This window comes from Pseudomonas sp. Root329 (assembly GCF_001424925.1).
GTDB lineage: Bacteria > Pseudomonadota > Gammaproteobacteria > Pseudomonadales > Pseudomonadaceae > Aquipseudomonas > Aquipseudomonas arabinosi.
In genome coordinates this window covers 13,571-37,278 of record NZ_LMCV01000030.1, presented here as the reverse complement: position 1 = coordinate 37,278, position 23,708 = coordinate 13,571, and the positions used below count along the sequence as shown (strand labels likewise).

General features: G+C 58.9%; 17 protein-coding genes. 15 read left to right on the top strand and 2 right to left on the bottom strand.

All coding sequences use genetic code 11. The features are described from left to right. Positions 1–461 precede the first annotated feature (461 nt). The 3 genes from ASC74_RS21065 to pgm all read left to right on the top strand — a co-directional run bounded on the left by ASC74_RS21065 (position 462) and on the right by pgm (position 5,174). Positions 462–1,949 (top strand): hypothetical protein, encoded by a 1,488-nt coding sequence (locus ASC74_RS21065; protein WP_056743733.1) that lies wholly within the window; start codon positions 462–464, stop codon positions 1,947–1,949. A gap of 67 nt (positions 1,950–2,016) precedes the next feature. Beyond that, positions 2,017–3,417 carry an aminotransferase-like domain-containing protein gene (locus tag ASC74_RS21060; protein WP_056743731.1) on the top strand — a complete coding sequence of 467 codons (1,401 nt, stop codon included), beginning with the start codon at positions 2,017–2,019 and terminating at the stop codon, positions 3,415–3,417. 110 nt (positions 3,418–3,527) lie between these two features. Continuing rightward, the gene (pgm, locus tag ASC74_RS21055; RefSeq protein WP_056743729.1) at positions 3,528–5,174 is read left to right on the top strand and encodes a phosphoglucomutase (alpha-D-glucose-1,6-bisphosphate-dependent); all 1,647 of its coding nucleotides are present in this window, start codon (positions 3,528–3,530) and stop codon (positions 5,172–5,174) included. 61 nt (positions 5,175–5,235) lie between these two features. Here the strand turns inward: pgm and ASC74_RS21050 are convergent, their stop codons facing one another. Then, a complete protein-coding gene (locus ASC74_RS21050) occupies positions 5,236–5,931 on the bottom strand; it encodes a pirin family protein (RefSeq protein WP_056743751.1) in 696 nt (231 codons plus the stop codon). Between the two features lie 268 nt (positions 5,932–6,199). Between ASC74_RS21050 and ASC74_RS21045 the strand changes: the two genes are divergently transcribed. Further along, positions 6,200–8,674, top strand: a complete 2,475-nt coding sequence (locus ASC74_RS21045; RefSeq protein ID WP_056743727.1) for a UvrD-helicase domain-containing protein — start codon at positions 6,200–6,202, stop codon at positions 8,672–8,674. A 66-nt stretch (positions 8,675–8,740) separates the two neighbouring features. Here ASC74_RS21045 and ASC74_RS21040 read toward each other — a convergent pair whose 3' ends face one another. Beyond that, on the bottom strand, positions 8,741–9,013 hold the full coding sequence (locus tag ASC74_RS21040; protein WP_046048374.1) for a DUF1652 domain-containing protein: 273 nt from the start codon (positions 9,011–9,013) through the stop codon (positions 8,741–8,743). 263 nt (positions 9,014–9,276) lie between these two features. Here ASC74_RS21040 and ASC74_RS21035 point away from each other — a divergent pair, with 263 nt between their 5' ends. The 11 genes from ASC74_RS21035 (at position 9,277) to eprS (ending at position 23,702) form a co-directional block, all read left to right on the top strand. Beyond that, a complete protein-coding gene (locus tag ASC74_RS21035; protein ID WP_056743726.1) occupies positions 9,277–10,092 on the top strand; it encodes a helix-turn-helix transcriptional regulator in 816 nt (271 codons plus the stop codon). A gap of 50 nt (positions 10,093–10,142) precedes the next feature. Continuing rightward, the gene (locus tag ASC74_RS21030; protein ID WP_056743724.1) at positions 10,143–11,546 is read left to right on the top strand and encodes an NAD(P)/FAD-dependent oxidoreductase; all 1,404 of its coding nucleotides are present in this window, start codon (positions 10,143–10,145) and stop codon (positions 11,544–11,546) included. A 43-nt stretch (positions 11,547–11,589) separates the two neighbouring features. Further along, complete coding sequence (locus ASC74_RS21025) at positions 11,590–11,931, top strand: cupin domain-containing protein (protein ID WP_056743722.1); 342 nt, start codon at positions 11,590–11,592, stop codon at positions 11,929–11,931. Positions 11,932–11,978: 47 nt separating this feature from the next. Further along, positions 11,979–13,064, top strand: coding sequence for a polyamine ABC transporter substrate-binding protein (locus ASC74_RS21020; protein WP_056743720.1), 1,086 nt, complete (start codon positions 11,979–11,981; stop codon positions 13,062–13,064). Positions 13,065–13,156: 92 nt separating this feature from the next. Further along, positions 13,157–13,615 carry an REP-associated tyrosine transposase gene (locus tag ASC74_RS21015; protein WP_056743718.1) on the top strand — a complete coding sequence of 153 codons (459 nt, stop codon included), beginning with the start codon at positions 13,157–13,159 and terminating at the stop codon, positions 13,613–13,615. 478 nt (positions 13,616–14,093) lie between these two features. Further along, complete coding sequence (locus tag ASC74_RS21010) at positions 14,094–15,551, top strand: serralysin family metalloprotease (protein WP_056743717.1); 1,458 nt, start codon at positions 14,094–14,096, stop codon at positions 15,549–15,551. A gap of 67 nt (positions 15,552–15,618) precedes the next feature. Then, entirely contained in the window at positions 15,619–16,044 is a 426-nt protein-coding gene (locus tag ASC74_RS21005; RefSeq protein WP_056743715.1) for an AprI/Inh family metalloprotease inhibitor, read from the top strand. Between the two features lie 187 nt (positions 16,045–16,231). Continuing rightward, positions 16,232–18,007 carry a type I secretion system permease/ATPase gene (locus tag ASC74_RS21000; protein ID WP_056743712.1) on the top strand — a complete coding sequence of 592 codons (1,776 nt, stop codon included), beginning with the start codon at positions 16,232–16,234 and terminating at the stop codon, positions 18,005–18,007. Next, a complete protein-coding gene (locus tag ASC74_RS20995; RefSeq protein ID WP_056743710.1) occupies positions 18,004–19,338 on the top strand; it encodes an HlyD family type I secretion periplasmic adaptor subunit in 1,335 nt (444 codons plus the stop codon). Before ASC74_RS21000 ends, ASC74_RS20995 begins: the two co-directional genes overlap by 4 nt. Before the next feature lie 2 nt (positions 19,339–19,340). Continuing rightward, positions 19,341–20,705 carry a TolC family outer membrane protein gene (locus tag ASC74_RS20990; protein WP_056743708.1) on the top strand — a complete coding sequence of 455 codons (1,365 nt, stop codon included), beginning with the start codon at positions 19,341–19,343 and terminating at the stop codon, positions 20,703–20,705. Positions 20,706–20,738: 33 nt separating this feature from the next. Further along, positions 20,739–23,702, top strand: a complete 2,964-nt coding sequence (eprS, locus tag ASC74_RS20985; RefSeq protein WP_056743750.1) for an autotransporter serine peptidase EprS — start codon at positions 20,739–20,741, stop codon at positions 23,700–23,702. The last annotated feature ends 6 nt before the right edge of the window (positions 23,703–23,708 follow it).

The window sequence follows — 23,708 nt, the reverse complement described above, 5'->3', positions numbered from 1 at the left end:
CTGGTTTTTGCTCTCAATCTGTATCTTCTAATCATCATATAAGCCTTGATAATTGAATGATTACTTTCATCTCAAGGAATGAGTCATGGCTGGTTGTCAGGCTGATACTTTTCAATACTCACTGTTAATACATATCCGACCAATAGTTCGTCGTTGCGCAGTTGCCAAAAAAACATGGGTGACTTCTTTCTCTATTTCTTGTGCTAATTGTCTGTGGGACGCTGTCGGACATTTCCTAGGATGTCGCTCGCAGCCGCAAGAGGCCGGCGCTACAGGGGTTGGCGGCCACCTGTCTCTGGCGGGAGCAGGGGAGACTTCTAGTTATTTCAAATAATTACTAAAAGCTTAAGTGCTAGCATTTGGCAATAGCGTCCAGTACTTCAATCGTGGCAAGCAACCCATTGCGCAATGCGTGTCGTTGTTGGCGCGATATCGAACTTACAAGCATCAGGTAAATAAAGATGACCAATATCCATGACCAAGCGATGAACTATGTCTATCAGCAAGTGCTGCAGCGATTGCTGAGTTTCTTCTCGCGCGCCGAACGCACGGCATTGCAGCTGATGATTCAGCGATTGGTGGTGGCCGCCGGGGGCATGGAGCGTATTGGCGACTACAAGGTCTTGGCGATTCAGTCCGGGTCCCGCGACAGTTGCTACACCCTGGCGCTGCTGCGCGCGGCACAACTGAGTATCGCCGGCCGGGCACCCGCGACATTCCAGTTGCGAGTGGCATCCTTGCGTTTGAACGACGCAAGCCCTGCGGCCCTGGAAAACATCCATCGCAGCTACAGCGCCTTGTTCCTCTACGACGATCCTCGGGTCGAAGTGTTGATGGTTGATAACCGGGAAGTCCTGCCGTTCAACCACCTGACGCCGATTTCCGAAGGCGGCCGTGAGTCGAATCGGCTCAATCTCTTGATGGTGGGCCATCGTCGCGCCAGGAACGGGCCGCTTGATCTGTGGGACGACGGGTATCTGGCCACCGGCGAGTTCTATGGGCAAATAGCTCGCTGGGACAGCGGTGTCGATGCATTGATCAGCAGCGACTCACCTCGTCAGCAGAAGCAGTTTCTCGACGGGTTGAAACGTGCTGCCGCCAAGGCCGGGCTCAAGACCTCAAACCACCACGAAACCGGCTACGAGGCGCTTTTCGCGCTGCTCGATGAACTGGGCTGCGACTGCTACCGCGCTTTTTATGCTGAGCATGACCAGGTTGCGTGGCGTCCGGCCGAACGATTTGAGGCCTGTCGTCGCACCACGTACATCGACATTCACGACATGCTGGTCAGCAACCTGGAAGAGCGTTGGCCGCTACTCACAGAGTTTCTCGGTTTTCAACCTGACGAACTGGCGGCTCAGCTCCGCGACAACGAGTACGTCAGCCTTTCTATCTCTGCACACATGCGGGGTTTGCAATCTTGCTTCGTGCACGACCGCGACTACGAGACGGGTGTCGCCGAATACCTGCAACGGGCCTTGGTGATGATGCGGCGCAAACAACTGGCGGAACGTTTGTGCGAACAAGCGGTGGAGGCGTTCGGCAATCCGGCGACATTGGCCGAGCAGCGCGTGCTGGCAACGGCCGAGGCTCAAAAAAACCTTGGCCTGAGCGAGGCTCAACTGGTGTGCCTGCTCTTTTCACCTTTCGTCGAGAATGGCGCGGCACTTGAGCGTTTTCTGCGCCAGTGCCACCCCGGCATGCTCGTGGCGATGCCTGATTTGCACCGGGCAATGCAGGGCAATCCGGTGCCGGAGCAAGTTCTGCAATGGATGACCGACGTCAGCGGGTTGCCTGTCAGCTTGATCGGCAAGCTTTACCGCATGGGTCCGGTGTTTGCGGATGAGGGTAGGGCAGGCGCCCCGGTTCTCGGCGGCGCGGGTGTGCAAGCAGCAGCCGACTATGACGACGACACGGCGGTGGCGGATGAATGGTCAGCGGGGCGCTGAAAGTGCGTGGCTTGACAGATTTCTTGACGATGCATGATGACGTTCACACGGCATTCGGCCCTCGCCCATGAAAGGGCCTCGAGAAACTGACTTCGCGTATCAGGCGGTGTACCGATATCTGACTAACTTGATCAACGAACCGGTCAGTGACACGCGAGTCCGCCTGCCTTCGTTGCGACAGTTGGCGGAGCGTCTGAGCGTGTCGATCTCGACCATTCAGTACGCTTATTCGCTACTGGAGAAGGAAGGGCGCGTTTATTCGGTGGCCAAGTCCGGCTATTACGCGTTACCGGTGTCCTCCATCAGCACGCTCAGCAGTGGCAACGACCTGCTCGAAACCGTTTATGTCAACGCCAGGCGTCCCGGAATGCTGGTCTTGAGCGCCGATGAACCGGCGTTGTTGCAACCCCTCGACAGTCCGTTGTTACTGCTGGAACGAGAACTGCTGCGCCAGTATCCGCGTCAGCCGCAACCGACATCGCAACCTTGCGGCGAGCTGGAGTTGCGCATTGCCCTGGCAGCGCGCTACACCTCCTCGCCGCTGCGCTGCTGGCACGCCGACGATGTCTATATTGGCGCCGACCTGCGTGGCGTGCTGGAAATACTGATCGCTGTGTTGAATCTCAAGGACGCCACGGTGTTGGTCGAGTCGCCGTGCGACTGGGCGATTCTGCGGTTGCTCCAGGCTGCGCAGGTGCGAGTGATCGAGCTGGCGGTGCAATCCAGCGGTGGCCTGGACGTCGAATGGCTCAAGGAGCTGTTGGAGACCGAGCCGGTGCGACTGGTGATGGTTTCATCCGGGCTGAACATGCCGCGAGGCAGCCTGGCACCCGACGACAACCGACAAGTCGTCGCGCAGTTGCTGGAACGACATGGCAGTTGGGTGTTGGAAAACGACTGCTACGGCGAGCTCGGATTCGAACCGGACGGCCAGCGGTTTCGCGACTTGCTGGACCCCGATCGGCTGATCGTGTTTTCCACGTTCGAGAAAATCATCGGACCGGAGGCGCCATACGGCTATCTGCTGTCGCGGCATTTCAGTGCTGAACTGCAACGGTACTTTCTGCTGCGTTCGTTCCGCTTGTCACCGATTCGCCAGAAAGCCATCGCGCGCTTGTACGGCAACGGACGTGTCGATCAGCATCTTCAGGTATTACGGCGGATGCTCAAGGACCGCAAGGTGCAGATGACGCAGCTGTTGCAGGACCGTCTGGGCGATGCCTTGCACTTTGTCGAACCCCAGGGCGGTGCAACCATCTGGGTTCGTTCGCTGCGCCAGGTCGATGTACGTCGAGTGTTCCAGCGACTGCTCAAGCACCAGGTGGTGATCGCACCGGGAGAGCTGTTCAGTCTGCAGGGCTTGCACGCTCAACACTTGCGCCTGAGTCACACCTTCGGCGGTGACCACGACCTTGCCGCGGCAATGGGCTTGTTAGGGGATGCATTACGTCTTGAGTCGATCGATTGAATGGGGCACAAAACATCCTTGGTGCTCGTGGATCGATCCCATCGCGCTGCGGTCAAACTGCCAGTAAACTGCGTTCCTATTCCTGAACCACTCGACTTCAGAGGTTTTGCATGACACTCAGTCCTTTTGCGGGCAAACCGGCACCGGTAGAACTGTTGGTCGACATCCCGCGACTGGTAACGGCCTATTACACCGGCCAACCCGATGCCGCCATCTCGACCCAGCGCGTAGCTTTTGGCACGTCCGGGCACCGAGGCAGCTCGTTCGACTTGAGTTTCAACGAATGGCACGTTCTGGCGATCAGCCAGGCCATCTGCCTGTACCGCGAAGCCCAAGGCATCAACGGCCCGCTGTTCGTCGGCATCGACACCCACGCGCTGTCCACCCCGGCCGGCGCCAGCGCCCTTGAAGTGCTGGCCGCCAACGGCGTGACAGTAATGATCGCCGAAGGTGACGAATACACCCCGACACCGGCCATTTCCCACGCCATTCTTTGCTACAACCGCGGGCGTACGTCGGGCCTGGCGGACGGCATCGTCATCACGCCGTCGCACAATCCGCCGCAAAGCGGTGGCTACAAATACAACCCTACCAATGGTGGCCCTGCCGATACCCACATCACCAAGTGGATCGAAGCCAAGGCCAACGAACTGCTGAGCAACAAGCTCGCTGGCGTCAAGCGCATCAGCTACGAGCAGGCGTTGAAGGCCAGCACGACCCATCGTCACGATTACCTCAATACCTACGTCGCCGACCTGATCAACGTGATCGACTTCGATGCCATTCGTGATGCCAAGCTGCGTCTGGGTGTCGATCCGCTGGGCGGAGCCGGGGTGCGCTACTGGTCGGCGATTGCCGAGCATTACCGTCTGGACCTGGAAGTGGTCAACAAACAGGTCGATCCGACCTTCCGCTTCATGACGGTCGACTGGGATGGTCAGATCCGCATGGACCCATCGTCCACTCACGCCATGCAGGGCCTTATCGGTCTGAAAGAGCGCTTCGACGTAGCATTCGCGTGCGACCCGGACCACGATCGCCATGGCATCGTGACCCCGTCCGGTGGTTTGCTCGCGCCGAACAACTACCTCGCCGTAACGATCGACTATCTGTTCCAGAACCGTCCGCAATGGCGCGCCGATGCGGCCGTGGGTAAAACCGTGGTCAGCAGCGGCTTGATCGATCGGGTGGCAAAACGTTTGGGTCGTCGCCTGTACGAAGTGCCGGTCGGCTTCAAGTGGTTTGCTGACGGCCTGTTCGACGGCTCTCTGGGCTTTGGCGGCGAAGAAAGTGCCGGTGCTTCGTTCCTGCGCAAGGATGGCAGCGTCTGGTGCACCGACAAAGACGGCTTGATCCCGGCACTGCTGGCGGCAGAAATGACCGCCCGCACTGGCCGCGACCCAAGTCAGGCCTATCGCGCCTTGACCGACGAGCTGGGCGAACCGTTCTCGGTGCGCGTCGATGCCAAGGCCAACCCTGAGCAGAAGGCACTGCTGAGCAAATTGTCGCCGGACCAGGTCACCTCGACCCAATTGGCGGGCGAAGCGATCCAGAGCATCCTCAGCCACGCGCCGGGTAACGATCAGGCGATCGGTGGCCTGAAAGTCATGACCGAGAACGGCTGGTTCGCGGCGCGTCCGTCGGGCACTGAAGACATCTACAAGATCTACGCTGAAAGCTTCGTCAGTGATGAACACCTCAAGCAATTGGTGGCTGAAGCGCAAACACTGGTGGACGGCGCGATCTCTGCGAAGTAATCCAGAATGTAAAAAGGGGCGGCCATGACGGTCGCCCCTTTTTTTGCTCTGCGTTTGACGATTAAGCCAGGTCCACCAGAACGATTTCACTGTCTTCGATGGCGGTCACCCGCAACACCTGCTCATCGGCAACGGCAATACCGTCTCGAGCTTGTGCACGCAAGCCATTGACTTCAATGACGCCGGTGGCCGGTACCAGATAGGCGCGACGGCCATTGTCCAGGCGATACTCGGCGGACTCACCGGCCTTCAGGTTCGCGGCCACCAATCGCGCATCGGCTCGAATCCGCAGGCTTTGATCGTCGCCGGCCTTGCCGCTTGCCAGTGTCACGAAACCTTCGCGCTGACCTTTCGGAAAAGGTTTGGCGCCCCAGGACGGTGCCAAACCGGATTCGTTCGGGATGATCCAGATCTGGAAGATCCTGGTTTCGGTCGCTTCCAGGTTGTATTCACTGTGGGCGATCCCGGTGCCGGCGCTCATGACCTGAACGTCGCCCGCTTCGGTACGACCCTTGTTGCCCAGGTTGTCTTCGTGAGTGATTGCGCCTTCACGGACATAAGTGATGATTTCCATGTCCCGGTGCGGATGTTTCGGGAAACCGGTGCCAGAGGCAATCACGTCGTCGTTCCACACCCGCAGGTTGCCCCAGTTCATGCGTTTTGGGTCATGGTACTCGGCGAACGAAAAGTGGTGATGAGCATCCAACCAGCCATGGTTGGCGCCGCCCAGGGATTTGAAGGGTCTGAGTTCAAGCATGATCGTCTCCTGAAAAGGTTCGTCATGGGGCAGAGCGCCTGAGAACCGGTGGTTGATGGCGAGCATCATCTATCAAGCATCAATCGATAAAAAGCGTAAAAAATGCCTCAATACAATCGAATAAACTGATATCAATTCACCTCGAAAGATTCTCACCCAACCTTCACTTCATCGCATAAGCCAATGACCTGTAAGCATTTCACTAGAACTGAAGGGCAAATGCAGACACCATAGCCCCCAACAGCCTCACACCCTGGAGTCAGCCCGCGTGCCGCAACACACCCCCGATCTTCCTCCTGAACTTCGTCCCCTGGCCGAGATGCCGCTGCTCAAGCGTCTGGCCGCCCGGTTCTTTGGTCATGGCCTGACGCGTCTGCGCGCACAACACCGTGCATCCTGGCTGCACGGCCAGGCAGACGGCTTTCGCAGTGGGCACAGTGCCGGGGTGGATTACGGCTATAAGGAAGGCAAACTTGAAGGGTTGGAGGAAGGCCGACAGGTATTGTTGATCCGCGACTCGCGCTCGACCGAACACCGGCCGCCCAACGTTGACGACAATCTGTTCGACGATTGGCGTCTGCCGTTGAGCGCTGAGTTGAAGAAGCGCATGAAGACGGATGTCGCTCGACTGCTGCCACCGCAGGCCCAGCCCAGTGCCGCGCAGTGGAAAATGATCTTCAGCGACACACCCTCGACCTCGGTGATTGCCGGCGCGGGTGCGGGCAAGTCGACCACGTTGGTGTTGCGTATTTTGCTGCTGACCCATTATCTGGGGTTCGAGCTGGGTTCGATGACAGTAGTGACCTTTACCCGTGAATCGCGCAAAGACTTCATCAACAAACTGATCGAGCTGTTTGCACTCTGGGGCCGGTCGCTCAGTTTCAAAGAGGCGCGTGATCTGGTGCGCACCTTCCATTCGCGAATTCTGCCAATGGTTCGCAGCCTGCCGGGCTTCGAGCGGCTACAAGCCTTTGAAAACCTCAGTCACCGAGCGCAAAGCGGCGATGAGGAAGTCGACAGCAATCCTTTCGACCTGCGCATCAACGACGCCCAGCGCCAGCAACTCAACGCTTGCTATCACAGCCTGCACACGCGCAATGAGCGCTTTCGCGAATTGATCAAGCCATTGTCCCGTCACGCGCTGCAGCTAAAAGAGCTGGAGCGCGATCACCCGGACGTGCAAAAGCGCATGGCCGTGACCGAACTGGCCGCCAAGCGCGACGAAGAGCTCTGCGACGCTATCGAAGATTTGTGGTTTCGCGCGGGTGCCTGGCCAATCAAAGGCATAGAGCCGAAGCGCCAGACGTTCGATATCAACGGCTCAACGTTTCATTGTCATGGCTATATTCCGAGCCTGGACGCTTGGGTGGTGTTGGGGTTCGATCCCCGGGAAAACCCGCAGGTCAGCCGCCCGAATTCCAAATTGAGCGTGCGCGCGGAATGGGCGGTAAAACGCACCCTGTTTCAAGCTTTCTGTCGTAAACCATTGATATGGCTGGATAGTTACGAATCATCAAAGCGTGTATTGGCCTCTCTGGGAGGCGATGCGAGTGCCGGGCCGGGCTTCGATTACAAGGTCAAGGGCGAGCTCAGCTCTGCGCCGTTACTGGACTGTTTTGTCGCTGCGGCGGGGTTTATCGAGAACCTCGGTCTGGATGTACCCACTGCCGTGGGCCAGATGAGTTTTGCCAAGGACGACCCCGACCGGTTTTTCTTCGAGGCCTTGAGCCTGTACTGGCGAGCGCTGGAAGATCACCTGCTCGATCAGAAACCACCGGTGATGACCTACAACCGGATGTTCGCCTTGTTCAGCGAACATTCGCCGGAAAACCTGAAGCTGCTGAGTGATGAGCTGCTCAGGCCGATGTCGCACTTGATGATCGACGAATTTCAGGACGTATCGCCGCAGATCGTTTCCTGGATCCGCGCGAGCCTGACGGAAATCCGCAGTCGCGGCCCGGCCATGCACGTGGGGCGCGGTGCACAGCGTTCGTCGTTGCTTTGTGTCGGCGATGACTGGCAGTCCATCTATGGCTGGCGGGGCAGTTCACCGACGTACTTCATGGAATTCAACAAGGAATTCCCTTCGCCGAGCACGACCAAGGTGATGCTGAGCGATAACTACCGCAGCCATCAGCACATCATCGATGCGGCCGAACACATCGTTCGTGCGGCGCCGGCGATCGCAGGCAAGAAGGCCAAGGCCAGTGGCGAGCCAAAGGCGTTGTTGCCGGTTAACGTTCTCGATCGCGACGATCAAGGCATGGCCAAGCGCCTGATGGAACACTACAGAAAGGGCGATTCAATCTTGATGCTTTATCGAAAAAGCAGCGATAAGCTATTGATAGAAGAGCATATTAAGTCTGTAGTTAATGTGGATTCTAGCTTGCCGTACGAAGCACGACGGCTCAAACAACTGACGTATCACAGCGCAAAGGGACTCCAGGCTGACGCCGTGTTCCTGCTGGGTGATTGTCAGCACCTGACCAGTTCACCGTACAAGAACCAGGTCTACCGCATGGCCGGTCTGGGCAAGGCTGGCGACAGCGAAGCGTACGACAGCGCACAGAAAGACGAGATCCTGCGGCTGGCTTACGTCGGCATCACTCGGGCAGTGAGTCATTGCTACTGGTATGTCGATGGGCAAGACACCCAGGCGGCCAACCTGCCTAAAGCTTCCGATCGGATCGGCAAGGGCAAGGCGTTCTTTGCCGATCACCGACAGGGCAAGACATCGGCGTGAACCGCCAAAGATCGTCGCGCACAAAAAAGCCCACTTAACGTGGGCTTGTTGTTGAAAGTTCAGCCTTCAGGCATAGCTCCTGAGGGCGGCGGACGGAATGAAAGCCTCAAGCTCGTCTTCCACCGCTTCGATTATTCGTTCTACATCTGCAGCGTTCATTACCGTCGCGCAAGGAATACCGGCGATGGCGATCATGGTCTCGCCACTGGCACGGTCAAATAGACGGGCAATCATGCTGCCCGGCGCATCCATGCTCGCCTCGAAACCCATGGGATGAAAATGCCAGCGCATCAGCTGGCAGGCGTTTGGAAAGGTGACTTTACTGAACCCTTTATTCATATGCAGCCCGCCTCATTCATCGAGCGCTTCCTTTAGCTCATGTTAGGAGGGAAGAGCCTTCAATGGCTCAACCGGTGACTGCCTTTAAAAGTAGCAGCCAAATGTGAAAACAATGTGGATTTTTCAGGCCGTTTAGCGATTGGTTCAGTTTTTTTGATGCAGGTCATGGGAACGGTCGGTATTCGGCAGTTGGCAACCACTGGTTGGTCATTGAAGCCGAGACGGAATTTCGGCAAGCTCGGCTTTTTTTCGCCGAGTCCTTTATGCACGCCGATGATGATGGTCCGCTGCAAACCCAGGCCACGGGCGACACGGTGATGCGTTATCACTTGCGCTGGAAACACCGGGACCTGGACGGGGTGATGGCGCTCTATCACCCAGAGATTCAGTACAGCGATTTTTTCCAGAACCGTGTGATGGGGCTGTCCGAATTACGTGAATACGTGCGCAGCAGCATGCCCCGCGATCCCGATGAAGCCCTGGAGCACTCGGACCGTATTCGTCTGGACGGCAACACGGCGTTCATTCAGTACCGCATCACCCTGCGCGGCGGTGAAGGCCTGGTGTCGTTCCGGGCCAGCGAGGCAATTACCGTATGTGACGGACTGATTTGGCGGGTCAACGAATATGCCTCGCTGGTGCATGAGCAGCCCGTCAGCAAAGCCGCCAGCAGCCAACGTCCGGCGGTCAGTCGACTCGGGCTGTCTGCACGCCAGCTGAGCTTCATGGCTGAAGACTTGCAGCAGTATTTTCAGCGCCAACAACCTTACCTCGATCCCGAACTCGACCTGCAACGGGTGGCGAAGGAGTGCGGGTACAGCCGCAATCAGATTTCATATCTGCTGAATCAGGTGCTTGGCCAGAGCTTCTACCGATACGTCAACCAGGCGCGGCTGCAGCATTTGCTCGCGGCACTGGATAACGCCACGCCGCCACTGCGTATCGACGAACTGGCGTTTGCCGCCGGGTTCAATTCGCTGTCGTCGTTTTATAGCTGCTTCCGTCAGCACACCGGCCAGTCGCCCAAGGCCTACGTAAAACAAATTTCTCTGCGTGCACGCGCGCAAGACAGCCTCTAAGTCCACGCACTAGGATCGACGTCATCGAAGTTTGAGTGGCGGAGTCTTGCATGTCGGCGTGGCGCACTATCAGTTTGTGGATGGATCAACTCGACGAGCCATTATTGGCGCGTCCGGCGCTGGAACAGGATCTGGACGTCGACGTCGCCATCATTGGCGCGGGATACACCGGGCTCTGGACCGCGTACTACCTCAAGCGCCTGGCGCCCGACCTGAGCATCGCCATCGTTGAAGCGCAAACCGCCGGTTTTGGCGCCTCGGGGCGTAACGGTGGCTGGCTGATGGGCAATGTGCTGGGCGAAGACCGCTTGCTCGCCGACTTGCCACCCGAACAGCGCCGGGCTTCTTTCGATTTGCTGCACGGCATTCCGGATGAAGTCGGGATGGTCCTTGAACGTGAAAACATAGACTGCGATTACCGCAAAGGCGGGGCGCTGTATTGCGCTGCCCGTTATCCGGAACAGGAAGCCAGCCTTCGGCACTACCTCGACACGCTCTACAGCCAGGGATTGACCGAAAGCGATTACCGCTGGCTCAGCCCCGAGCAGTTGGCGCAACAGATCAGAGTCGCCAAACCTTATGGCGGTATCTATGCACCGCACGTCGCGACCATTCACCCGGCAAAGTTGGTGCGAGGTCTGGCTCGGACGGTGGAGAAAATGGGCGTCAGGATTTACGAGAACAGCCCGGTCACCCAATGGCAATCGGGTGGTCTGCGCACGGCGAAAGCCTCGGTTCGCAGCCGTTGGATCGTGCCGGCGGTCGAAGGTTACTCGGTCACCTTGCCACCCTTGGGGCGTTATCAGCTGCCGGTGCAAAGCTTGATCGTGGCCACCGAGCCGTTATCCGCTGCCACGTGGGATGAAATCGGCCTGAGTCGCGGCCAGGCCTTCAGCGAAAACAGTCGCCAGGTCACTTACGGTCAGCGCACGGCTGACAACCGGTTGGTGTTCGGCGCGCGGGGCGGTTATCAGTTCGCTGCCAAGTTGCGCCATGACTTCGACCTGACCACCAGCGAGGTGGAGCTGCGGCGTTATCTGTTTGGCGAACTCTTCCCGCAGCTCAAGAACGTACGGATTACCCATGCCTGGGGCGGCAATCTGGGGATGTCCCGGCGTTTCAAGCCGCACATGCTGTGCGATCAGGCCAGTGGCATCGCCTTGTCGGGTGGCTATGGCGGGGAGGGCGTCGGTGCCAGCAACCTGGGTGGCAGGACTCTGGCCGACCTGATTCTGCGGCGCGACACCGAGCTGGTTCGCCAGCCGTGGGTCATCCATGGCGGGCTCGACGCGCTCAGGGCCTGGGAGCCGGAGCCCTGCCGTTGGCTCGGCTACAACGCAATCATCCGCAGCTTCGTCCACGAAGACCAGACCCTGGCCAACCCGGCCACCGCACCTTGGCGTCGCAAACTGGCCACTGGTATTGCCGGCTTCATGGAAGGTTTCATGCAGTAAACGGCGCGCTCTTCATCTATAGGCTCAATCGACAGGTACTCCCATGAGCATCACGCAATTCAAGAACACCGCAACCCTGAAGCTGGAAGAGTCGAATCCGGTCGCCGTGCCGCTGGGCATGCCCGTGGCGGTGGCCTCGACCACCAGCGTTGAACGCGACGATGGCGTCGAAACCGGCGTCTGGGAATGCACGCCCGGCCGCTGGCGGCGGCAGATCGTCGCCCAGGAGTTCTGTCACTTCATCCAGGGACGCTGCACGTTTACCCCGGATGACGGTGAAACCCTGCACATAGAAGCTGGCGATGCACTGATGTTGCCAGCCAACAGCCTCGGTATCTGGGATATCCAGGAAACCGTGCGCAAGACCTACGTTTTGATTTTTTGATCCTCTGATTGCCTGCCAACAACAATAAACCCATCAGGAATCGACTCATGATCCGAAAGACACTGACTCTGGCTCCACTTGCGCTCTTCGCGACCCTCGGCCACGCGGCCGAGACCGTCAAGATTTACAACTGGTCGGAGTACATCGCCCCGGACACCACCAAAAACTTCCAGAAAGAATCCGGCATCGCGTTCAGTTACGACGTCTTCGACAGCAATGAAACCCTCGACGGCAAATTGATGACCGGCAAATCCGGTTACGACGTGGTGTTTCCGTCCAACCACTTCATGGCGCGGCAGATTCAAGGCGTGGCGCTGAAGAAACTCGACAAGAGCCAACTGCCGAACTGGAAAAACCTCAACCCGGCGTTGCTCAAGGCCTTGCAAACCAACGATCCGGGCAACGAACATGGCTTCCCGTACCTCTGGGGCAGCACCGGCATCGGTTACAACATCGCCAAGGTCAAGGCCGTGTTGGGTGATAACGCGCCAGTGGACTCCTGGGATCTGATTTTCAAACCCGAAAACATGCAAAAGCTGCAGAAGTGCGGCGTGGCCATCCTCGACAACGGCCCCGAACTGTTGCCGGCGGCACTGAACTACCTGGGCCTGCCGCATCACAGCAAGAACCCGGAAGACTACAAAAAGGCTGAAGCGCTGCTGATGAAAGTCCGCCCGTATGTCAGCTATTTCCACTCGTCCAAGTACACCAGCGACCTGGCCAACGGCGACATCTGCGTGGCGGTCGGCTTCTCCGGTGACATTCTGCAAGCCGAAAACCGCGCGAAAGAAGCCAAGAACGGCATCGACATCGGCTATTCGATTCCCAAGGAAGGCGCCGCCATCTGGTTCGACATGGTCGCCATGCCGGTAGACGCCCCGGACGAAAAGGCCGGCTACGCCTTCATGAACTACCTGCTGCGCCCGGACGTCATGGCCAGCATCAGCAACTACGTGCACTACGCCAACGGTAACGAGCAGGCCGACAGCCTGATCGACCCGGCGATCAAGAATGACACCAAGGTCTACCCGAGCCCGGACATGATGGGGAAATTGTTTGCGCTGGAGGCGATGCCACTGAACATCGACCGGGTCCGTACGCGGGTGTGGAACAAGATTCGTACCGGGAGTTGAGGGTTCATATCTTGTAGTCATTGCGGCCCGTCGGGCTGGCAGGTAACGCTGTAGATTCCTGGCCTCCTATCGATGGATCAGGAGGCAATGGAATGCCTGTTTGTACAAATGCGGGTCAGCTACGCGTTGGTCGTTTCTCTGAATCCGGACGTATTTATTTGATAACGGCTGTCGTTGACCAACGGCAGCCGTTTTTTGTTGATTGGCGATTGGGGAGGTTGGTCGTTCAGGAGTTGCGTCAGGCGCAGGAGGAGGGCTGGGGCGACTTTCTGACGTGGGTTGTGATGCCGGATCATATGCACTGTTTGGTGCAACTGCACGATAGAACGTTGGCGGAGCTGATGTGCCGAATCAAATCCCGGAGTAGCTTGGCGGTCAATCAGGCGTTAGGGCGGCGAGGGCGGTTGTGGCAGAAGGGTTACCACGATCGTGCGGTTCGGCGGGAGGAGGATGTGAAGGCGCTTGCCCGGTATGTCGTGGCTAATCCGATCCGAGCGGGACTGGTGACGCGGGTTCATGACTACCCACTTTGGGATGCGTGTTGGTTGTGAGTATCTGACGACTGCTGCGCAGCCGAACGCAGGCTGCGCCAGCTGCTACAAGGATTGCGGCGTACACGGAACCTGTAGCAGCTGCCGAAGGCTGCGTTCGGCTGCGCAGCAGTCGTAAAAATCAAAAACCCAACAAATCTCCAACTGATATCAATGCGCTGGCACTCATATTAATAACTCACGCAAAGTGAGACCCCATCGACAAAAAAGAAACTTACCTCTATTTAATAATTAAATAACAAATTGTCAGACAATTTGCGCAAACCGCCATCTAACAAACAATATTTCGACAGCGCAGGCATTGTTTCCGGGTACTTGCAGGAACAACTCAATTTGACGTCAAAAAAAATGTAGACGGTTGATTTCAAATTGTGTCAGTTTTCTTTCGCCTTCATTGGGCGAGTGATAGGACGATCTCGCCAGAGATTGTCGCTGTCTGACAAAAAACTGTTCCATAGCTAAACAAGGAAGTGTGTTTATGTCGAAAGTAAAAGACAACGCTATTGATACCGCCGAACAGGCGTTCCAGCCACTGCAAGCATTGGCTGCATCCAGTTCTGCGTTCAACCAGATCAATAGCTTCAGCCATCAGTATGATCGGGGCGGTAACCTCATGGTCAATGGCAAACCCTCCTTCTCCGTCGACCAGGCAGCGACCCAATTGCTGCGCGATGGCGCTGCCTACCAGGACAAGGACGGCAGCGGCAAAATCGAACTCACCTACACGTTCCTGACCTCGGCGTCGTCGAGCACCATGAACAAACACGGGATCACCGGGTTCAGCCAGTTCAGTGCTCAGCAGAAAGGCCAGGCCGTGCTTGCCATGCAATCCTGGGCTGATGTGGCCAATGTCACGTTCACCGATAAGGCCACGGGCGGCGACGGTCACATGACCTTCGGCAACTACAGCGGCGGCCAGGATGGCGCAGCGGCCTTCGCCTATCTGCCTGGCACCGGCGCGGGTTACGACGGTACTTCCTGGTACCTGACCAACAGCAGCTACACGCCAAACAAGACGCCGGACCTTAACAATTACGGCCGGCAAACCCTGACTCACGAAATCGGTCACACCCTGGGCCTTGCCCATCCTGGCGACTACAACGCCGGCGAGGGCGCTCCAACCTACAACGACGCTTCCTACGGGCAAGACACCCGCGGTTACAGCGTCATGAGCTACTGGAGTGAAAGCAATACCAGCCAGAACTTCAGCAAGGGCGGCGTCGAAGCCTATTCGTCCGGTCCGCTGATGGACGATATCGCGGCCATCCAAAAGCTCTATGGTGCCAACACCACCACCCGAACCGGCGACACCACTTACGGTTTCAACTCCAACGCTGGGCGCGACTTCCTGAGTGCGACTTCGTCGTCGGACAAGGTTGTGTTTTCGGTATGGGATGCGGGCGGCAAGGACACGCTGGACTTCTCCGGTTTTACCCAAAACCAGAAGATCAACCTCAATGAGGCCTCGTTCTCCGACGTTGGCGGCCTGGTGGGTAACGTTTCCATCGCCAAGGGTGTCACCGTCGAGAACGCTATCGGCGGTTCGGGTAACGACCTGCTGATCGGCAACAGCGTGTCCAACGAACTGAAGGGCGGTGCCGGCAACGACATCCTCTTCGGCGCGGGCGGCGCGGACAAACTGTGGGGTGGCGCCGGTTCGGATACCTTCGTGTTTGCGGCCAGCAGCGATTCCAAACCCGGTGCTGTCGACCAGATCCTCGATTTTGTCAGCGGTCTGGACAAGATCGACCTGACCGGTATCACCAACGGCGCAGGCCTGCATTTCGTGAACTCGTTCACCGGTGCGGCAGGCGATGCGGTGTTGACCTCTTCGGGCGGCAACAGCCTGTTGTCGGTGGACTTCTCCGGGCATGGCGTGGCTGATTTCCTGGTCAGCACCGTGGGCCAGGCGGCTTACTCCGACATCGCGGCGTAATGTGAGGTGAAAAGGAGGGCGGCGCTGACGCGCCGCTCTCTGCCCCTTGAAATGAGTAAAGCGCCTTATGATCCATAACGGCTTCACCTACAGAACAACCGCGTGGCTATTGGCGACGTTCATGATGATTTTTGGAGATGTAGCCATGGCGAGCAGCCTGAAATTAGCAGACCCCTCGGAACTGGCCGGCAAATGGCAGGCGACCCTGATCGCCAAAGATGACTCGCCAGAGTCCCAGGCGTTGCAGGACAAACCGTCCAACGTCTGCGTCATCGACTTTCAACCGAAACAGACGCTGGGTGAGGGCGCCGATTGTCTCAGTGCCTGGCTGGACGGCGAATCTGCGATTGGCTGGTTCCCTGAACCGGATGGCCTGGCGATCACCGGCAAAGAAGGTTCGAAGATTCTATTTCTCAGCCGCCAACGCGACGGATCGTATAAAGCCACATTGCAATCCGATCTGGTCATAACACTTGTGCGCCAGGTGCAATAACACGGTTCGACTATAACGTTCGTCATTGCCGACATAAGCACAACACAACTAGTCGAGGCGCTCTGCCGCCCACGAAAAGTTGTTATTAGTTTGTAAGCGCTACTGCAAAGCCTATATCCGCCTCTGCGCGGACAGTTAATGGAAACTTCGCCAGCTAGGGCGAGGAATAACACCTCAGGAATAATCCATGAAGATGGCAAAGAGCCCGGCCACCGCACCCTTATTCAAAGCGCTGGGCGACTACAAGAGCATCCTGATCAGCGTCGGCTGTTTTACCGCGTTAATTAACGTGCTGATGCTGGTTCCGTCAATTTACATGCTTCAGGTCTACGACCGTGTGCTGTCTTCGCAAAACGAAACAACACTGGCCATGTTGTCCTTAATGGTCGTCGGATTCTTTGCCTTCATCGGTCTGCTTGAGATCGTGCGCAGCGTCATCGTTATCCGCATCGGCAGCCAACTGGAGCGCCGCTTCAACCTTCGGGTCTATCAGGCCGCATTCGAGCGCAACCTGTTCAAGGGCGAGGGCAACGCCGGGCAAGCCTTGGGGGACCTGACGCAAATTCGCCAATTCGTCACCGGTCCTGCGCTGTTTGCCTTCTTCGATGCGCCGTGGTTTCCGGTTTATCTGTTTGTGATCTACCTGTTCAATGTCTGGCTCGGCGTGTTTGCGACCGTGGGCGCGGTGGTGCTGATTGGCCTTGCTTGCCTCAACGAGACAATGACCAAAAAGCCCTTGGGCGAAGCCGCAGGGTTTTCCCAGAAATCCAGCCAACTGGCCACCAGTCACCTGCACAACGCCGAAACCATTCAGGCCATGGGCATGCTCGGGGCGTTGCGTAAACGCTGGTTCCAGGTGCACTCGCGTTTTCTCGGTCTGCAGAACCAGGCCAGCGACACCGGTGCCGTCATCAGCTCTCTGAGCAAAACCCTGCGCCTGTGCCTGCAATCGCTGGTGCTGGGCCTTGGCGCCTTGCTGGTGATCAAGGGTGATATGACGGCCGGGATGATGATCGCCGGTTCCATTCTGATGGGCCGCGTCCTGAGCCCCATCGATCAGTTGATCGCCGTGTGGAAGCAGTGGAGCGGCGCCAAGCTCGCTTATCGTCGTCTTGATTCGTTGCTGCAAGCCTTTCCACCGAGTGACGAGGCCATGGCGCTGCCAGCGCCGAAGGGTCAGATCAGCTTCGAACAAGTCAGCGCCGCGCCGCCGGGACAACGGGCCGCAACGCTGCATGTGGTCAATTTCAGCCTCGGTGCCGGGGAAGTGCTGGGCGTGCTCGGCGCCTCCGGCTCTGGCAAATCGACATTGGCCCGGGTGCTCGTTGGCGTCTGGCCGACGCTGGGCGGTACGGTGCGGCTCGACGGTGCGGACATTCATCGCTGGAACCGCGACGATCTCGGTCCCTACATCGGTTACCTGCCTCAGGACATCGAATTGTTCAGCGGCAGCATCGCCGAAAACATCGCCCGGTTCAGCGAGGCGGACCCGAAAAAAGTCGTTGAAGCCGCGCAACAGGCTGGCGTTCACGAACTGATCCTGCGTATGCCGCAAGGCTACGACACCGTGCTCGGCGAGGACGGCAGCGGCTTGTCCGGGGGGCAGAAGCAGCGTGTGGCCCTGGCGCGTGCGTTGTATGGCAACCCGCGACTGGTGGTGCTGGATGAACCCAATTCCAACCTCGACACCGTGGGCGAAGCGGCATTGGCCAGCGCCATTGCGCAAATGAAAGCCCAAGGCACCAGCGTGATTCTGGTGACCCATCGCTCCTCGGCACTGGCCCAGGCCGACAAGTTGCTGGTGCTCAACGAAGGGCGCTTGCAAGCCTTCGGTGCAAGCCAGGACGTGCTCAAGGCACTCGCAGCCAATCAGGAACAGCAGCGGGAGAAAACCGTGCAAGCACCGGGCGGACTCAGCATGAGCCGTCAGTATCAGCCCTCGACAAGGAATTCGGGTGTATGAGCAACATCAGCGAAGCCACCATGGAACACGACTACATCGCAGAACGCCCTGAACGCGACGCGCGTTTCTTCGTCCGCATGGGCTGGATTCTGGCGATCGTCGGCGCCGGCAGTTTCTTCACCTGGGCCAGTCTCGCGCCTCTCGACCAAGGCATTCCCGTGCAAGGCACGGTCGTGGTGTCGGGCAAGCGCAAAGCCGTGCAATCAATGAGCAGTGGGGTGGTCAGCCAGATTCTGGTGCGCGAGGGCCAAGTGGTGAAGCAGGGCCAGCCATTGTTCCAGCTCGACCAGACGCAAGTCGCCGCGGACGTGCAATCGCTGCAAGCGCAATACCGCATGGCCTGGGCCAGTCTGGCGCGGTGGCAGAGTGAACGGGACAACCTCAAGCAGGTGAGTTTCCCCGCTGAACTGAGCAACAATCCTGACCCGCGTCTGGCCTTGGTGCTGGAAGGTCAACGGCAGTTGTTCAGCAGCCGCCGTGAAGCGTTTTCCCGCGAGCAGGCTGCCTTGCGCGCTAGCATCGAAGGCGCCAGCGCGCAACTGGCTGGCATGCGCCGCGCCCGCACGGACCTGACTGCCCAGGCCAGCTCTCTGCAACAACAGCTGAGCAACCTTCAGCCCCTGGCGGATAACGGCTACATCCCGCGCAATCGGTTGATGGAGTACCAGCGTCAGCTGTCGCAGGTTCAGCAACAATTCGCAGAAAACACCGGCGACAGCGGCCGTGTGGAGCAGGGCATCCTCGAATCGCGGCTGAAACTGCAACAGCACATCGAGGAATACCAGAAAGAAGTCCGTACCCAACTGGCCGAAGCGCAATTGAAGAGCGTGACGCTGGAAGAGCAGCTGACTTCCGCCGGGTTCGATCTGCAACACAGCGAGATCATCGCCACCGCCGATGGCATTGCGGTCAACCTCGGGGTTCACACCGTGGGCGCAGTGGTGCGACAGGGCGAAACGCTGCTGGAGATCGTTCCTCAGGGGACGAGTCTGGAGGTGGAAGGGCACCTGCCGGTCAACCTGGTCGACAAGGTCGGCACGCACTTGCCGGTGGACATTCTGTTCACGGCGTTTAACCAGAGCCGCACGCCGCGCGTGCCCGGCGAAGTCAGCCTGATCTCCGCCGACCAGATGATCGACGAGAAAACCGGTGCGCCGTATTACGTGCTGCGCAGCAGCGTCAGCGATCAGGCCATGGAAAAACTCAACGGTCTGGTGATCAAGCCTGGCATGCCGGCGGAAATGTTCGTGCGCACCGGTGAGCGTTCACTCCTCAACTATTTGTTCAAGCCGCTGCTCGACCGGGCAGGTTCCGCGTTGACTGAGGAATAAGGATGTTCCGCTGTATGAATAAGCTTTCCATGCTCGCAGCGACCCTGGCGTTGCTGACCTGCAACAGTGTGCTGGCCATGGGGCCGTTCGAGGTCTACGAACAAGCATTGCGCAATGATCCGGTGTTTCTCGGCGCCATCAAGGAACGCGATGCCGGACTTGAAAACCGCGTCATTGGCCGCGCCGGGCTGTTGCCCAGGATCGGTTACAACTACAACAAGGGGCGCAACTCCTCCAAGGCCACCGCCCTCAATGAGCGCGGGCAGAACCGCACCGATGATCGCAACTACAGCAGTTACGGCTCGACCCTGACCCTGCAACAACCGCTGCTCGACTACGAGGCTTACGCGTCGTACCGCAAAGGCGTGGCGCAATCGCTGTTTGCCGACGAAGCCTTTCGCGGCAAGAGCCAGGAACTGCTGGTTCGGGTGCTGGAGAATTACACCCAGGCGCTGTTCGCTCAGGATCAGATCGACATCGCGCAGGCCAAGAAAAAAGCCTTCGAGCAACAGTTTCAGCAGAACGAGAACATGTTCCGCCAGGGCGAGGGCACGCGCACCGACATCCTTGAGGCCGAGTCCCGCTATGAACTGGCCACCGCCGAGGAAATCGAAGCCCGCGATGAGCAGGACGCGTCGTTGCGAGAGCTGGGCGCGCTGATTGGCGTGCCGACGATCAACATCGGGGATTTGGCGCCGTTGGATCAGCGTTTCCAGACGTTCACCCTGCAGCCGGCCAATTACGACACCTGGCACGAGATGGCCGTGGCCAACAACCCGAACCTGGCCTCCCAGCGTCAGGCCGTGGAAGTCGCGCGTTACGAGGTTGAACGCAACCGTGCCGGACACCTGCCCAAAGTCAGCGCCTACGCCTCGGTGCGCCAGAACGAGTCGGAAAGCGGCAACACCTACAACCAGCGCTACGACACCAACACCATCGGGATTGAAGTCAGCGTGCCGCTGTACGCCGGCGGTGGGGTGTCCGCATCGACCCGTCAGGCCAGCCGCACCATGGAGCAGGCCGAGTACGAACTGGACGGCAAGACCCGGGAAACCCTGATCCAGCTGCGTCGGCAGTTCAGCGCCTGCCTGTCCGGTGTGAACAAATTGCGGGCTTATCAGAAGGCCCTGACGTCTGCCGAAGCGCTGGTGGTCTCGACCAAGCAAAGCATTTTGGGCGGTGAGCGCGTCAACCTCGATGCGCTGAACGCCGAACAACAACTATTTACCACCCGCCGCGATCTGGCGCAGGCACGCTACGACTACTTGATGGCCTGGACCAAGTTGCATTACTACGCCGGGACGTTGAATGAGCAGGATTTGGCCAAGGTTGACGAAGCGTTTGGCCAAGGCCCAAGAACGCGATAGATGCCCCAAAAAAAACAAAAAAAGCGAGAAGTCATGAACACGGACGTACAGATCAAGCCGATGTCGGTCGGCACGCTATTACTCCTGGTGTCAGCAATGCCCGTCTCGGTGCAAGCCGCTTACCTGGAAACCGGTGTGCCCGGTGATGCTGCCAGTTGGCGCTCGGCGGAGTTCCAGCGCGACTGGGGACTTGCCCGTATGCAAGCCGATCAAGCCTATGCCGCCGGCATCTCTGGCAAAGGCGTGAAAATCGGCGAGCTCGATTCAGGCTTCGATGCTGCCCATCCCGAATTCGCCACCGACCGTTACCACGCGGTGACCGCCAGCGGCAGTTACATTGACGGCTCACGGTTCAATGTCGACGGCGCACTCAACGCCAACAACGACTCCCACGGCACGCACGTCGCCGGCACCATTGGCGCTTCCCGCGACGGCACCGGCATGCACGGCGTGGCCTACAACGCGCAGGTCTACGTCGGCAACACCAACAAGAACGACAGCTTCCTGTTCGGCCCCAATCCTGATCCGCGCTACTTCAAAGCGGTCTATAACGCGTTGGCGGATGCCGGTGTGCGAGCGATCAACAACAGCTGGGGCAGCCAGCCACCGGATGTCAGCTATCGGACCCTTGACGATCTGCATGCGGCCTACACCCAGCACTGGAACAAAGGCACCTGGCTCGATGAGGCGGCGGACGTTTCCAGGCGCGGCGTGATCAACGTGTTCAGCGCCGGTAACAGCGGTTACCCCAACGCCAGCGTGCGTTCTGCCTTGCCGTATTTTGAGCCGGACCTGGAAGGCCACTGGCTGGCGGTGTCGGGGCTGGATCAAAGTAACCAGCAGAAATACAACCAGTGCGGGATCGCCAAGTATTGGTGCATCACCACCCCCGGCGCGAAGATCGACAGCACCATTCCCGGCGCTGGCTATGCGATCAAGTCCGGCACCTCCATGTCCGCGCCGCATGCCACCGGTGCCTTGGCGCTGGTGATGGAACGCTATCCGTACATGAACAACCAGCAGGCGCTGGAGACCCTGTTGACCACCGCCACCCAACTCGACGGTTCGATCACCGAGGCGCCGAATACCCGCGTCGGCTGGGGCGTCGCCAACCTAGAACGGGCGATGCACGGGCCGGGGCAATTACTCGGACGTTTCGACGCCAATCTGGGGGCAGGGCAGAGCGATGTCTGGAGCAACGACATCACCGACAAGGCGCTGATTCAGCGTCAGAGCGAAGACGCGGCGGAACACAGTGCCTGGCAACAGACACTGCTGACCAAAGGTTGGGAGAACGGTGTACCGGTTGGTGCCAGCCAGCAGGATCAGACCGACTATGCGGTGGGCACGGCCCGGGATCTTGCAGCCTCCACTCGGGTCTACGAAGGCAGCCTGATCAAGTCCGGTGCCGGGCGCCTGATGCTGACCGGCGACAGCACTTATCGCGGGCCGACTACGGTGAATGGCGGTCTGCTGTCGGTCAACGGTTCGCTGGCATCGCAAGTGACCGTCAATGACAGCGGCACGCTGGGCGGATCGGGGCGCGTCGGCGCACTGACCGCCAACCGCGGCGCTACGGTTGCGCCCGGCAATTCCATTGGCACCTTGCAGGTCAGCGGCGACGTCACGTTTGCGCCGGGTTCGACCTACGCGGTGGAGCTGTCGCCGACCGAGAGCGACCGGATCGTCGCGGGCGGCACGGCCACGGTCAGCGGCGCGACCGTCAGCCTGTCACTGGAAAACAGCCCGACCTTGCTCAGCACTCAACAAGTGCAAAGCCTGCTCGGTCATCAGTACAACATCCTGCAAGCGGCCGGCGGTATTCAAGGTCAGTTCGGCGCGGTGCTGCCCAATTATCTATACATCGGCGGCAGCCTCGATTACGCCGCCACCGGTATTCAACTGAGTGTCGAGCGTAACGACACAACCTTCGCCAGCGTCGGCCAAACGCCGAATCAGCGCTCCGTAGCCTCCGCCGTTGAAGGCCTTGGGGCGGGCAATCCGGTTTACGAAAGCCTGCTGCTGTCGCCCACCGCGACATCCGCCCAACAGGCGTTTCAGCAGTTGTCGGGGGAAATCTATCCGGCGCTGGGTTCGGTACTGATCAACGACAGCCGCTACCTGCGTGATGCGGTTGGTGAGCGACTGATTGACGCCCAAGGCACTCAAAGCAATGGCTGGATCAAGGCGCTGGGTGCTTGGGGCAAGACTGATGAACGCCATGACACCGCCGGTTACACCACCTCGATTGGCGGCTTGCTCGCCGGTGTCGACGGGGCGCTCGATGAGCAAACCCGGATCGGTCTGGTCACCGGCTATAGCGACAGCTCGGTGAGCATGGGCTCCGGCACTCACTCGTCGGCCAAGGTCGACAGCTATCACCTGGGTGCTTATGCCGGCCGCGAGTTGGGTACCTGGCGCCTGAGTGCCGGCGGTGCCTACAGCTGGCATCGCGCCGACGTCAAACGTGACCTGCAATACGGCGACGTCAGCGCCAAACAGAAAGCCAAGGTCGATGCCGGAACTACCCAAGTGTTCGGTGAAGCGGCGTATCGCCTGAACCTGCAACCGCTGGCGCTCGAACCTTTCGCGAATCTGGCTTACGTGCACCTCGACACCGAAGGTTTCACCGAGAAAGGTGATGCTGCCGCACTGAAAAGCAGTGGCGACACGCGTGACGCGGTGCTCAGCACATTGGGCGTGCGCGCATTGAAAACCGTGAACCTGTCCGGCCAGCAGAAACTGGACCTGAGCGGCAGCCTCGGCTGGCAGCACAACCTGAGCCATACCGACTCCGAAGAACACCTGGCGTTTGCCGGCGGCAGCACAGCGTTTTCCGTGGAGAGTTCGCCAATGGTGCGTGATGCGGCGCTGGTGGGCGCCCATGCCAGCCTGGCCCTGAGCCGGGACATCCGCTTGAACCTCGATTACACCGGCCAACTGGCCAGCCGCGAGAAAAGCCATGGCGTAGGGCTGAGCCTCAATTGGCAGTTTTAACGCAGA

Coding starts and splice junctions, on each gene's coding strand:
- ASC74_RS21000 (WP_056743712.1), top strand. CDS start 16,232: ATGAAGATGGCAAAGAGCCCGGCCACCGCACCCTTATTCAAAGCGCTG.
- ASC74_RS21035 (WP_056743726.1), top strand. CDS start 9,277: ATGCACGCCGATGATGATGGTCCGCTGCAAACCCAGGCCACGGGCGAC.
- ASC74_RS21065 (WP_056743733.1), top strand. CDS start 462: ATGACCAATATCCATGACCAAGCGATGAACTATGTCTATCAGCAAGTG.
- ASC74_RS20990 (WP_056743708.1), top strand. CDS start 19,341: ATGTTCCGCTGTATGAATAAGCTTTCCATGCTCGCAGCGACCCTGGCG.
- ASC74_RS21040 (WP_046048374.1), bottom strand. CDS start 9,013: ATGAATAAAGGGTTCAGTAAAGTCACCTTTCCAAACGCCTGCCAGCTG.
- ASC74_RS21005 (WP_056743715.1), top strand. CDS start 15,619: ATGATCCATAACGGCTTCACCTACAGAACAACCGCGTGGCTATTGGCG.
- ASC74_RS21060 (WP_056743731.1), top strand. CDS start 2,017: ATGAAAGGGCCTCGAGAAACTGACTTCGCGTATCAGGCGGTGTACCGA.
- eprS (WP_056743750.1), top strand. CDS start 20,739: ATGAACACGGACGTACAGATCAAGCCGATGTCGGTCGGCACGCTATTA.
- ASC74_RS21020 (WP_056743720.1), top strand. CDS start 11,979: ATGATCCGAAAGACACTGACTCTGGCTCCACTTGCGCTCTTCGCGACC.
- ASC74_RS21025 (WP_056743722.1), top strand. CDS start 11,590: ATGAGCATCACGCAATTCAAGAACACCGCAACCCTGAAGCTGGAAGAG.
- ASC74_RS21030 (WP_056743724.1), top strand. CDS start 10,143: ATGTCGGCGTGGCGCACTATCAGTTTGTGGATGGATCAACTCGACGAG.
- ASC74_RS20995 (WP_056743710.1), top strand. CDS start 18,004: ATGAGCAACATCAGCGAAGCCACCATGGAACACGACTACATCGCAGAA.
- ASC74_RS21010 (WP_056743717.1), top strand. CDS start 14,094: ATGTCGAAAGTAAAAGACAACGCTATTGATACCGCCGAACAGGCGTTC.
- ASC74_RS21050 (WP_056743751.1), bottom strand. CDS start 5,931: ATGCTTGAACTCAGACCCTTCAAATCCCTGGGCGGCGCCAACCATGGC.
- pgm (WP_056743729.1), top strand. CDS start 3,528: ATGACACTCAGTCCTTTTGCGGGCAAACCGGCACCGGTAGAACTGTTG.
- ASC74_RS21015 (WP_056743718.1), top strand. CDS start 13,157: ATGCCTGTTTGTACAAATGCGGGTCAGCTACGCGTTGGTCGTTTCTCT.